The following is a 13,601-nucleotide window of genomic DNA, read 5'->3' as shown; positions in this document are numbered from 1 at the left end:
TGTTTGTGATTTTTTAGGGAGCCATCGTGCGTGGCTCCTCTGTATTAATGAATGATCAGAGCCGTCAGCCGGCTGCGGTTGAAGTCATCGAAGGCGCAATGGCCTGTGCCATCAATAGTGCACCGACTTCGCCCGCATGACCGCCGAGCTCGGGGGCCACAATATAGTCTTGCGGGTTTTTGGCAGCGGCGCCGCAGGGGTAGCCATTGATATGGCCCTGAAAGCGCTGGTGAATTCGCGGGAACAGATGGTCCTGCTTCATTACCCCGCCGCCGAGAATGATCCGCTGGGGGGAGTAGGTGACAGTCAGGTTCCAGCACAGGGCGGCCAGATAATCAGCCTGAATATCCCACGCCTCGTGATTCTGGGGGAGGGTATCGGCCTTCTGCTGCCAGCGTTTTTCGATCGCCGGGCCGGAGGCCAGGCCCTCGACACAGTCTCCATGAAAAGGGCAGGCGCCGGGAAAGGGGTCGACCTCCCGGTCATGGGGCAGGAGCATATGGCCGACCTCCGGGTGCATGGCCCCCTTCACCGGTTGGCCATTGGCCACAATGCCGGCGCCCACGCCCGTGCCGATGGTGACATACACATAGTCGTCCAGCCCCTGAGCGGCGCCCAGAGAACCTTCCCCCAATGCGGAGCCGTTGACGTCGGTATCAAAGGCCACCGGTACGCCCAATGCTTTAGACAGCGTCCCCACCACATCGGTATTTGACCAATGCGCCTTGGGTGTGTCCGTGATGAAGCCGTAAGTAGGGGACTCCAGAGACAGGTCCACCGGGCCAAAGCAGGCCACTCCAAGCGATGCGATGGCACCGTGCCGGGCCTGGGCCTGCTCAAAAAACTGGATGGCGGCACCGAGGGTTTCATCCGGGCGGGTCGTCGGAAAGCTGGCGCGCTCCAGAATCTCCGTCGGAGAGCGACCCAGCACACAATTGAACTTGGTGCCGCCGGCTTCGATGCCTGCATACAGGCAGGGTAGTGACTTCACGTTGATTCTCGCTCTTATTAGGTTTGCTGAATAGTGGCTTACGCTCATTCCGACTAAGTAAATCACGGTTAAGAATGTGTGTCAATGTTGGTTTTATTGGTATTTATATGATTTTGCGCTCTAAAAACGGGGCCTATATAATATATATTCTTAACACAAGGTTAATAAAGTAGTTGAAATAAAATAAATCATTCTGTAATTTGGGTGGCAATGGAATTATAAGATCACCGGAAGTCAGCATATAAAACAAATAACGCCTCACCTGAAGGCTCTGTACTGAGCTAGATGAGTGATGGCGCAGCGAGGACAAAGCGATGAAACTATACAAAGAAGTCAAAGTGCTCCCGGCTTTCCTCATGGTCATCACAGCCTCAGTAGTGGGCTGTAAGATGGGTCCCGAGGATAGCCCGCCGCAAAGCGTTGTTGATGTGGTGGCTGAATCAGGCAGCTCCGCAAGTTCAAGTGCTGGTGGCGCCAGCAGCTCTTCTTCAAGCAGCTCTGAAAATTACCCGCCCACACCTCTTTTTGAGCATTCAGGCTTTGAGTTCTGTTGTGGAGGGTTTGGGACGTACGAGTCACACGGCTTTGCTGCTTCCGGCGTTGTTCAGATGCTGGATGGAGGCCAATGGGCGGCCGATATAGATGGTGCCGAGGGAGAGCGGGTGTTTGCCAGCTTTGGTGATGGCTTCGATGATGAAGGAGATTCCACCGCCGAGTGGAAAGGTTGGGAGCTCACCGGTTCTCTGACGTCGCCTGAATTCGAGATTCCGGCTCGTTATATTAATTTTCTGGCGGGCGGTGGAACCAATCCATTTGACTCTGAGCGCCCAACGGCCATTGTACTGAAAGTGGGTGGCGATATTGTTCGGCACGCTGTAGGTAACGGTCAGGAAGCGACTCTGTCGTTAGTGACCTGGGATGTGCAGGACTACATCGGCCAGATGGCGCGCATAGAAATTATTGATGGACATGACGATGCAGGCGATGATGGATCTCTTCCCATGATCCTTGCAGATCGGTTTGAAGCCAGCTCCAGTGCCGAGACAACTCCCTCTGGAGTAACTGAAGGCGGTGAAGTCGAGCTGGTATTTACCGACGCTCCCGAAACCGAAGGCTTCAGCCTGTTTTCCCGCCCCGGATCTGAACAGAATATCGCCGGTTTTGAATTCTGCTGTGGTGGTTTTGATACATACCAGGAGCACAGCTTTGGTGTGACCGGGGACTTTGTCTACCTTGATGGAGGAGAGTGGGCCGAAGCATTTGACGGCAGGCAGGGAGAGCGTGTGTTCGCGAGCTTCGGTAATGCCTTTGATCAGGATGAGGGAAACTTCTTCCTGGGCTGGAATGCCAGGGGGCGGTTGAGCTCCCCGGAATTTGTCATTGGTAGTAACTTCATCAACTTTTTGGTTGGCGGTGGTGACAACCACTATAACGAACCCAATGCCACCGCAGTGGTTCTGCGAGTTGAGGGCGAAGTCGTTCGCCATGCTTCGGGCGCCAATGTTGAAAATGCATTGGCCTGGGTGAGCTGGGATGTTTCTGCGCTGAAAGGTCATAAAGGGGTGATCGAAATTATTGATATGCACCCGGATGATGGCTCTGATGAGGCTCTCCCCTATATCCTCGCAGACGAATTCCGGGCTGCTGACAAGGTGGCGGTGGAACCTGCGGAAGATAGCGTGGTAACCAATACGTTGCCGGGGCCTCTGGCCAGTCGCCTGAAGGTGGGTGATCCAAATCCCTATTATGAGGACGGCACATTCTATCTGTACTACCTTCATGATGACGGACGACACCCCTGGTATCTTTCCCAAACAGACGATCTGGTGAACTTCTCTAGCGCCTACGAGGTTCTCTCTCCCGGGAGCGAGTCTGATAGTCAGGATTACTGGACCGGCTCCGGAAGTGTCATTAAAGATGACCTGGGTCAGTACCGTATGTACTACACCGGCCATAACCAGACGATTCAACCCGTCGAAGCCGTCATGCTGGCAACGGCGGATAGCCCTGACTCGGATAGCTGGACCAAACAGGCCGAGGCAACCTTTACCGGAGGCGACGGTTACAGCGACTTTGATTTCCGTGATCCATGGGTGTTCTGGAATGAGAGTGACAACGCCTACTGGATGCTGCTGACTTCCCGTTACAACAGTCAGGCTGCGATTGCTCTATACACTTCCCCTGATCTTGATTCATGGACCGCTGAAGCGCCTCTGTACCAGGAGTCCTCTGATCTTAACCTCGAAGTCCCTGACTTGCTTCAGTTGTCCGGTGATGAGTACTTGATTTATTCAGATCAGAGAGACGCTTCCCGGCAGGTTCGACACCTGGTGCCCGACGGTGCGGGTGACTGGGAGTACCCGGAGTTTGACGCATTGGACGGCCGTGGTTACTACGCTGGTCGATCCGCTGGCCCGGAGAGTAATAAGCTACTATTTGGCTGGGTGCCACACAAATTGGGATCAGTCGATAGTGGCCGATTCCGTTGGGGCGGTGATTTGGTAACGCACCAATTGTATAAAACGGATGCCGAGGGGTTGGCAGTCGCTTTGCCTGATGCGCTACGCGCAGAGCTTTCCACCGAGGTAGCGTTAAACGTCGTAGCTCAAACAGATGGGGCCGCGGTGAGCGATGGAAATGCTGTGCTTACGGGCGAAAGTTCGGTCCTGTTTGAGGCTGTCAACCAGTTGACTCGGATGACACTAAGTATTGACCAATTTCCAGTGGATGCGTCTTTTGGTGTCGATTTCAAAGATGCAGGAACAGGCAGAATGGCCCGCGTAGCGTTTGATGCCAGTGCGAATGAAGTGTCTTTCTCGCTGGATGGTAGTCGGGGTAACCCCCTCGACCCGATCGTCAGCGCCCCGCTGACTGAAGGTGAACCCATAGAGCTGGAGATTTTGCTGGATCCGGTTCTGGAGTATGGCGTCGTTTACATCGATGACTTCCGTGCATTGACCTTCCGCTTTTACGAGCTGGAGCAGTACGACATAGGCCTTTATTCCGAGTCGGGCCTGAATGTCAGTTCTATAAAGCGATTTGAGTAACGCCAACCCGTTTTCATTCTGAGTCATTGAGATGACCATGTTTCAACAATAAGTAAGAGGATGCACTCTATGAACAAGTCACTATTTACCTTAAGCGCACTGGCGTGCGCGATAACGCCGGGCCTGGCCTATGCGCAGTCTGACAGTGGCCCAGCGATGCAGCCGCTGGAAGAGGTTGTAGTTACAGGCTACAGCACGACCGAGGAGAAGAAACTGCTTGGTGCCGTAAATGCGGTGAACCTGGACGACGTTCAGGACTTACCTTCCGGTAATATCATGCAGAACCTCCAGGGGCGCCTTCCGGGTGTTCAGATCAGCTCAAACGGCAACCCCAATCCATCCTCTCGCGTGCGTATTCGGGGGCAGGGTATTGGCGGCCTTGGTTTCAATGACCCGCTCTACGTGATTGATGGCGTGCCAACCACCAAAGGCATGCATGAGCTGAACCCCAACGATATTGCCTCCATCCAGGTCCTGCGGGACGCGGCGACCGGCAGCGTCTACGGTGCCCGAGCTGCCAACGGTGTCATCGTGATCACCACCAAGAAGGGTTCTGACGCGGAAGGTGTTCAAGTCAAGCTCAATCAGTCTTATCAGGATTACTCCTATGACCTGAACCCTCTGAATACTCAGCAGCGGGCGCGTGCCGTATTTCAGGCAGCCGTCAATGATGGCTCTGATCCCAACAATGCCAGCCCCTTGTATAACTATGACTGGAACGGGGATTTCAGTAATCCCCAGCTTAATGAGATTCGCTTGCCCGAATATCTCGATTCGGCGCAGACAATGCGACCGGCTGACACCAATTGGTTTGATGCGGTAACCCGAACTGCCAAGGTGAGCGATCTGCATGTTTCCATGGGGAACTCCTCCGATAGGTCCAACGTATACGCGTCATTTGGCTACTACAATGCGCAGGGCGTTGTGGATGAGTCAGAGTTTGAGCGTCTGGCCTTTCGTGTGAACTCCAGTTTGGATTTTCTTGATGGCGATGTGACGATTGGTGAGAATTTCACTTTTACCAATCAGGTGTCCAATAAAGTCAATGATTTGGCCGAAGGGGCTCTCAATCTGTCCATTGAACAGCAATCCATTGTACCGATCCGCACGGAAGATGGTCTGGGCTGGGGGGGGCCGGCCGCGGGTATCACCGACCGGGACAACCCTGTGCGTCTGATCGAGATGAACAAGGACAATGAAAACACCTATAACCGGATGGTCGGTAACGCCTATGTTGAATACCGTCCACTGGATGATCTGATCCTGCGGTCCAATGTGGGGGTAGATTACGGTCAGTTCTATTATCGCGATTACACGCGTGCCTTTCAGGCGGGCAACCTCAACTTTGAAGATCAGTTGAATACCAACCATAACTGGAACAAAACACTGGTCTGGACCAATACGGCCGAGCAGAGCTGGGACTTTGACGGTGGCCACTTCCTGAAAGTGCTGGTGGGTGCGGAAACGGTTGATTTTGAAACCGAAGGGTTTTCCGGTAGCAACCAGGGTTACGCCTCGGATAGTCGCGACTTTGCATTCCTGTCTCAGGGTACATCCGGGACTGAGGTGGGCGGCTCCGGTGACGCCTGGAATATGCAGTCCTATTTCACTCAGATTGACTACGATTTTGAAGGTCGCTATCTGGCGTCTGTCACAGTGCGGCGCGATGGCTCTTCCCGGTTTGGTGACAACAATCAGTACGGTACTTTCCCGGCCGTTTCGGCTGGTTGGTTCGTTTCTGATGAGGCCTTTTTCGACGTCGATTTTATCGACGAGCTGAAGCTGCGTGCAAGCTGGGGTGAAAACGGTAACCAGGAAATCGATACCCGGGCGACCTCCACCATCTACGAAAGCCGTTATGCGACGACCTCTCTGTTTACCACTCAGCAGGATGAGGGCACCGCGTACGACCTGAATGGTGCGGATACCGGCAACCTGCCGTCGGGCTTCGCCCGGGTGCAGATCGGTAACCCGGACCTGAAGTGGGAGACATCGGTACAGACCAACGTGGGTATCGATTTTGAAATGTTCGGTGGTTCCTTCTGGGGTTCACTGGACTGGTTCGACAAGACCACCGAAGATATTCTGACCCGCACCCAGCCTCTGGCAACTCAGGGTGAAGGCGCCTCCCAGATTGTTAACGGCGGTACCATCGAGAACTCCGGTTTCGAGCTGGTGCTGAACTATGCCAATGACTTCGAGATTGATGGCGTCGGTGTATTCAATTATGAGATCAGCGGTAACGTCTCAAGTGCCGAGAATGAGGTCATCTCACTGCCCGCCGACGTGGTGAACTCCTTCCCGGGTGATGGGCGTGACAAGACTATTCTCGGTCAGTCCATTAATGCGGTGTATGGTTACGTAGCTGACGGCCTGTTCCAGAATCAGGACGAAGTCGACGCGCATGCGACTCAGGGCGGCGCGGCGCCAGGTCGAATTCGCTACTCCGACCTCAATGGCGACGGCGAAATCACCGAGGCGGACCAGACCTTCTTCACGACTTCCGATCCGGATCTGATTTATGGCGTGAACTTCAAGCTCGGCTATGAAAACTGGGACTTCAATATGTTCTGGCAAGGCGTTCACGGTGGGCAGATTCGTAACCACTGGCGCTTCTTCACCGACTTCACCTCGCTCAACGCCGGTTCCAACTACGGTGATCGCGTACTGGGAGCCTGGAGCCCGGACAATACCGGCAGCAATGTGCCGGCGCTGACCCTGGTCGACAACAACAACGAAGCCCGCTCTTCCACATTCTTCTGGGAAGATGCGTCCTACATCAAGTTGCGTGACCTGTCAGTGGGTTACACCCCGTCGGATACCTTCTGGGGTGCCATTGGTGCCAGCACAGGTCGCTTCTATATTCAGGGGCAGAACCTGCTGACCATTACGCCGGACGGCACCCTGGCTCAGGACCCGGAAACGCCGGGAGCGACTTTCCCGATTCCGCGCAGCATCAATGTGGGTGTGAATGTCACCTTCTAAACCGGGACCCTATAACGAATTCAAATATTGAACAATTGAGGTTAACATCATGAATAAGACTTATAAGTTAGCACTGTCCGCGGTGATGGCCTTTGCCATTACGGCGTGTGGCAGCGACTCTCTGGACGTTGAGCCGAAGTCGGCCTTGAGTGAAGATCAGGTAAAAACCGTTGATAATCTGGATGCTCTGGTGACGTCAGCCTACTCTTACCTGGGCAACGACCACTACACGGCCCCGATGTACCTGTGGCCGACGGGCAACCTGCGCGCGGGTGATGCACACAAGGGCGGTAACGGTGCGGCGGACATTTTCGCCTATCACGCTCTGTCGCTGTACGAGCCTCTGGTGGCCGACGGTGAGTCCTTCCCGCCGGATTTCATTGACCTGAACAACAAAAAGTGGGTACGTGATTTCACGGGTATTTCCCGGGTGAACTCGGCGCTTCAGGTCATGAACGAGGTGGACGAAAGTGTCTACCCGAACAAAGCGGCTCGTCAGGCGGAGCTTCGCTTCATCCGCGGGGTGTTTTACTTCGACCTTAAAATCCACTACGACCAGGTGCCCTGGATCGATGAAACCATGACTCCAGAGCAGGTGGAAACCGCGAGCAATGTGGATCTGACCTCGCAAGAGTTGTGGGACAAGATCGCTGCTGATTTCCGCTTTGGTGTGGAAAACCTGCCGTTGCCTCAGGATCAGGCGCAAGTGGGCCGGGCGGATCGTGATGCGGCGCGCGCCTACCTGGCCAAGACGCTTCTCTATCAGGCCTACGTGCAGGACGAGAACCACCAGGTGACCAGTATCGATTCCGACAACCTGGAAGAGGTGGTCAGTTTGGTCGATGACATTGAAGAAAATGGCCACTATGGACTGGTAAATGACTACGCGGAGAACTTCTTGTGGGAGTTCGAGAACAATCGCGAGTCCGTGTTTGAAATTCAGCGTTCCCGTGAAGATGGCAGCCCCGATGGCCGAGGCTCCTGGGGCGTGGCTCTGAATACCCCAATGGCCGGTGGTTTCGGGTGCTGTGGTTTCCATGTGCCGACCGAAAACTTTGTCAATGCCTTCAAAACCGGGGCTGATGGTCTACCCCTGTTTGATACCTTCAACGATGCCAATTACGACGCGTCCTCCGATATGGTTGACCCGCGCCTGGATCACACCGTAGGGATGGAAGACAAGCCGTTCAAATACGATGAAGATCTGATTATCGAAGATGGTGATTCCTGGGCGCGTAACCCAGCGACCTACGGTAATTTTGTGTCCATGAAAGAGTTGGAGCACCCGGACTGTGAGTGTCGTATGCAGAATGGTCCATTTACCGTGACCTCCAAAAATACGATTCTGGTTCGCTATGCCGATGTTCTGCTGTGGAAGGCCGAGGCACTGATTGAGCTGAATCGCGAAGATGAGGCACTGCCGATCATCAACCGGATTCGTCAGCGAGCAGCGGGCAGTACCGGTCGTCTCGGTAACAACTTCAGCATCTACAACATTGGCACCTACAGCGATTTTGCCGATCAGGACGAAGCCCGTCAGGCCTTGCGCTGGGAGCGTCGCCTGGAGCTGGGTCTGGAAGGGCATCGGTTCTTCGATCTGGTTCGTTGGGGGGTGGCCAAAGAAACGCTGGACACGTACCTGGAAGTCGAGCAGACGCGCAAAGAGTATCTGACCGATGCGGAGTTCACCGCCGGCAAGCATGAGTATATGCCGATCCCGCAGCAGCAGATTAACCTCAGTGGCGGTGCTTACCAGCAGAACCCGGGCTACTGAAACCGGGTGTTTTGAACACGTCCTGCGCCCGGCTCTCCGTGGTGCAGGACGCTCTCCAGCGTGTTGGGTGCTGGAGCTCTCCCAGGGAATGTCTCTCCCTATATTGGCACAACGTTAGTGCAGGCGCGGCCCTAAGGGGTCGCGCTTTTTTGTTTGAATGGTATTCCGGCGATAGCGAGAGTTATCATTCCGGAATCAATATCGTAAATTAATATATAACAGTGTGTTCATTATAACAGTAATTATAAAACCCTTTAAAAACAGAAGGTTGCAGTAATTATATTACATTATTTCCAAATCCTGTTATTTAATAAACGTGTTGAAATAAGTCGGGGAATTCTGTAAGTTGCTCTGCATGGAAGAAGCGGTAAAAGGCTAGGGATAAATTCAGGTCAATACCGGAAGCGGTCGTTCAGCTTTCAAAATAGAGCTCTCCTTTTATCTGGAGCCCGGCGAGTTGGGGTTGCAGGTAGTAGGGCAAACAATAAAAGTGTGAGCTATTATGAGTAAGTAATCTGTTGTTCTGCTCGGGCATGTAGTGTTCCCGTCGGCGCAATCCTCCTCTGATGTCCGCCATGGCCGGGCGGTTGACTCATATAGGCTCCTCATCACTAAGACATGTGAGGTGTAACGTGGATAAACAACCGGGTATCAAAAAAGCCCCTCTGGCTTCAGCCATCAAAATGGCTCTGGCGTCATCGTCAGTGTTGGCTTTGGCCTTTCCCTTCAGCGCTCAAGCTCAGCAACAGCCAGCCCTGGAAGAGATCCTGGTCACGGCCGCGGCCGGTGGTGGGCGATCGCAGATTGAAAGCTCCGTCGCGGTAACTGCTGTAAATACCGACGCCATTCAGGATTTTCAGCCCAGCTCCGAGTCAGAGGTGCTGCGGATGATTCCGGGGATTCAGGTGTCTGGTACCTCCGGGCCGGGCGGTAACGCCAATATCGCCGTACGTGGTCTTCCGGTCGCGACCGGCGGTTCGCCTTTTGTTCAGATTCAGGAAGATGGGTTGCCCACGGTCCTGTTTGGTGATATCCAGTTTGGCAACAATGACTACTGGACCCGCTTTGACGCATCGGTGGATAAGGTCGAAGGTATTCGTGGTGGTACGGCGGGAACCTACACCTCCCAGGCTCCTGGGGCGATCATTAACTACATCAGTAACTATGGTCAGGAGGAAGGTGGCTATATACAGGCGAACACCGGTTTGGGCTTTGATGAGAGTCGTATCGACTTTCGTTACGGTGGACCCGCGAGCGACTCGGTCAACTACCACATCGGCGGTTTCGTTCGGCAAGGTGAAGGGCCGCTGGAAATTCCCTACGGAGCCAGCGATAGTGTTCAGATCAAAGGTAATATCACCAAGTACTTTGACGACAACCAGGGCTATATCCGGTTCTTGGGGAAGTTCGCGGATACTCAGGAAGCCAATTACACTGGCAGCCCGTTTCTCGGTAGTGTTAACGGCGACAGGGTGAGTAACATCAAGGCGTTTCCCGGCTTTGATGGCAGAGACCAGTCGAATTACTCTATCCTGAATAATCAGAACCAGATTGTGAACCGTGAGGGCGATCTGGAAACCGTTCCGATGAATGGCATTGCCACAAAAACCACGGCCATTGGTAATGAGCTCCAGTACGTCTTTACCGATAACCTTCGGGCCGAAAACAAAATGCGCTGGACCGAACAGAGCGGTACCTTCTACTCGCCGTTTCAGAACGTGGTTCGTGCCGATAGCGTGACCGGCTCAATGGTGAACGGCGCGACCGTCGGTGAAATCCGTTACGCCAACGGCCCGAATGCCGGCCAGTTGTATGACCGGGAGTATCTGGATAACGGCCCCAATGTGCACACCAATATGCGTGATGTGGGCAGCTTTGTGAATGACCTGACCCTGATTGGTGAGTATTGGCTGGGAGATGGTGATCTGACGGTACGTGCCGGCTATTTCCATATGAAGCAGGATATCGCCATGGATTGGCACATCAATCGGGCCTATACCGAAGTGAGTGGTGATAACCCGGCGATGCTGGACCTGTATGACGATGAAGGTAACTTGCTCACCGCCCGTGGTATTGCCGGGTTCAACGATAACTGGGGGGACTGCTGTTCCAGGGATTACGATCTTTCTTACACGAATACGGCACCCTATGTCGTGTTGGACTGGGAGAATGATCTGTTCATCTTTGATGTCAGTACCCGATTTGAGAACGTGAAATCCTCGGGATGGACGGTTGCCGGCTTGGTGACCGGCGATACCCCCGTGCAAACCACCGACTTCAACGGTGATCAGGTCACCGTGATGATTCCTACCATGGAGGCGCAGGGCGCTCGGGAAAATCTGGACTATGACACCAGCTATGAGAGTTGGACGGTGGGCGGTTTGTGGAAGGCGTCCAGCGATACCAGTCTGTTTGTACGTGCTTCCGAAGGCGGGCGTTTCAACGGGGATCGCCAGACCGTCAGTGGAAAAATCAATGCTGATGGTTCGCTGAATGAGTCAGGCCGAGTGGCCGATGTCGACTTCGTCAATCAATACGAGGTGGGTATCAAAAATCGCGGGGAGCTGTTTGATGGTCTCTACTCGATTGAGCTGACGCTACTCAAAGGTGATTTCAAACAAAGTACCTTTGAGCTGTCACAGACCGTGTGTCGGGACCTGGGCTTCGGGGATGTCGGTGGCTGTATCATCGATGCCGAGTACAAGTCGCAGGGTTTCGAGCTCTTGGGCACCTATTTCTGGGACCGTCTGTCGGTGACCGCCAATGCCACCTTTACCGATGCCGAGCAGTTGGGTGTGGGTGATGAAAGTTTCCGTCGCGCCAGTGGTATTCCGGATCTGACCTACACCATTTACTCCAGCTATGAGCTGACCGACCAGTTCAGTGTGGGACTCAACGTGACCGGGCAAACCGATACTCTGGATGCGGGTCAGCGGGAGTGGCCCGGTTCGGCGACCTGGGGGGCGAATGCCAAGTACAGCCCCACAGAGAACCTCGAGCTCGGACTTCAGGTCTATAATCTGCTGGACGAGTTAGATCTTCGCGGGGCGGGAGGCGTAAACGATACGTCGGTTACGCCAGCGGTGTTGAGCGGCAACGCCGCCCTGGGTCGGACGGCCCGGGCCTCCATCAAAGTCCTGTTCTAAGACGGGATGGTCCCAAGCCCGTTGTCCCTGATCGCCGCAACCTGGCGTTCAGGGGCGGTGGGCTTTTTCGAATGTACACGGGGTGGTGGCAAGAGGCACGGCCCCGTTTTTTTTGTGGATGACAGTGCTGGCGGAGTAACGTGGTGTCCACCGATAAAGTGTTGCAAAACGCACAGCAGGCTATGAATGAAGGGCGCGCGGACCTTGCGGTTGAGCGACTGCGGGCTGCTTCCGGGCAATACCCCGATAGCGCAGCGATCTGGACTCAGTTGGGATTTGCGCTGCATCAGGAACAGTGGGAGCCGGAAGCCGCTGAGGCCTTCGCCCGGGCCTGTGCGCTGGATGGGAGAAATGCGGATACGGCGATGGCGTTGGCTCAAAGCCGGTTTCTGGCCGGCCTTCCGTCAACGGCCTCCTTTGAGCGTGTTTTGCAGCTGGCGCCTCATGACCTTAATGTATTGCGGGGTTATACCTCGGCGCTGGCCGCCGAGCGGCAACGGGATAAGGCCATTGGTCTTCTGCAGGATGCTTTGAAGCAGCAACCCGGCTGGTTGGCTGGCCATAAAAGTATCGCCAGTCTGCGCTTTACTGGTGGTGATGCCACGCATTTTACCGATAGCTTCAAGGATGCCTGCGCTCGGCAGCCCGACAACCTGGCCTTGTGGCTGGAATGGTTCCGGAGTCTTGCCCAGGTTCGCGACTGGATCGGATCCCGTCGCGTACTTGAGGCGGCCGAAAAGCGTTTTGAGGGACATCCCCAGCTGACGGTGGCCGAGCTGTTTGTCGCGAGTGAGTCGGGTGATGATGAGCGCGCAGCCACGCTGTTTGAACAGACCACCTCGGTCAAAGATGTGGTGCGTGATATGGCGCTGATCCGGTACAGTCTGCGCCGGGGTGACCCGGAGCGTGCAGAACAGGCGGCGCTGCGCCATATGAATACGCGCTCCGCGCCGGTCATCTGGCCTTATCTGTCTCTGATCTGGCGGCTGCGTAAGGATCCTCGCGCCGAGTGGCTGGACGAGGGAGCCCGGCGTGCGCAAACGTTTGAGCTGGAGCTGAGCGGGGATGAACTCGCTCAGCTCACCCTGCTCTTGCGGCAACTGCACACCGCCCGCTCGCCCTATGCAGAGCAGTCGGTCCGTGGAGGCACGCAAACCGACCAGAACCTGTTCCTGCGTCACGAACCCATACTGCGAGATTTGAGAGCGCGTGTTCAATCGGCGGTGCAAAACTATGTCAGCCGTTTGCCGGAGCCAGCGGTCGGTCATCCCCTACTGGGAGTGAACCGACGGGAAGTGTTGCGGGGGCGGGTCCACTTTTCCGGCAGTTGGTCGGTGCGTCTGAAATCCCAGGGTTACAATGTCAGTCATACCCATCCGGTGGGCTGGATCAGCTCGGCGCTCTATATTTCTCTGCCCAAGGGGGAGCGGATGGGGCAGCCGCCAGCGGGCTGGCTTCAGTTCGGTACACCACCGCCGGAACTTGAGCTTGATCTCCAGGCCTACAAGAAGGTTGAGCCCAAAGCCGCTCGGTTGGTGCTGTTCCCCTCAACCTTGTGGCATTCTACCGTCCCTTTTAATGATGGCGAGCGCCTGGCGGTTGCGTTTGACGTGCAGGCGCCGCCGGTGGCGGCACCTGCCGCTACCGGGCGTTGATGC

6 protein-coding genes are annotated in these 13,601 nt (G+C 55.0%); 5 read left to right on the top strand and 1 reads right to left on the bottom strand.

What is annotated here, in order from left to right:
* Positions 1 to 64: 64 nt before the first annotated feature.
* The gene (locus EDC38_RS07865; protein ID WP_246004361.1) at positions 65 to 991 is read right to left on the bottom strand and encodes an ROK family protein; all 927 of its coding nucleotides are present in this window, start codon (positions 989 to 991) and stop codon (positions 65 to 67) included.
* A gap of 314 nt (positions 992 to 1,305) precedes the next feature.
* Between EDC38_RS07865 and EDC38_RS07860 the strand changes: the two genes are divergently transcribed.
* From EDC38_RS07860 to EDC38_RS07840, 5 genes are all read left to right on the top strand, one after another.
* Positions 1,306 to 4,038, top strand: coding sequence for a glycoside hydrolase family protein (locus EDC38_RS07860; RefSeq protein ID WP_123638022.1), 2,733 nt, complete (start codon positions 1,306 to 1,308; stop codon positions 4,036 to 4,038).
* 69 nt (positions 4,039 to 4,107) lie between these two features.
* Positions 4,108 to 7,023, top strand: coding sequence for a SusC/RagA family TonB-linked outer membrane protein (locus EDC38_RS07855; protein ID WP_211331054.1), 2,916 nt, complete (start codon positions 4,108 to 4,110; stop codon positions 7,021 to 7,023).
* A gap of 49 nt (positions 7,024 to 7,072) precedes the next feature.
* Complete coding sequence (locus EDC38_RS07850) at positions 7,073 to 8,797, top strand: RagB/SusD family nutrient uptake outer membrane protein (RefSeq protein WP_123638020.1); 1,725 nt, start codon at positions 7,073 to 7,075, stop codon at positions 8,795 to 8,797.
* 632 nt (positions 8,798 to 9,429) lie between these two features.
* Entirely contained in the window at positions 9,430 to 11,943 is a 2,514-nt protein-coding gene (locus tag EDC38_RS07845; protein WP_211331053.1) for a TonB-dependent receptor, read from the top strand.
* A gap of 143 nt (positions 11,944 to 12,086) precedes the next feature.
* Positions 12,087 to 13,598: a putative 2OG-Fe(II) oxygenase gene (locus EDC38_RS07840; protein WP_123638019.1), complete on the top strand. Its 1,512-nt coding sequence runs from the start codon at positions 12,087 to 12,089 to the stop codon at positions 13,596 to 13,598.
* Positions 13,599 to 13,601: the final 3 nt, after the last annotated feature.

Source organism: Marinimicrobium koreense, assembly GCF_003762925.1.
Lineage (GTDB): Bacteria > Pseudomonadota > Gammaproteobacteria > Pseudomonadales > Cellvibrionaceae > Marinimicrobium > Marinimicrobium koreense.
This window is presented reverse-complemented; position numbering and strand designations above follow the sequence as displayed.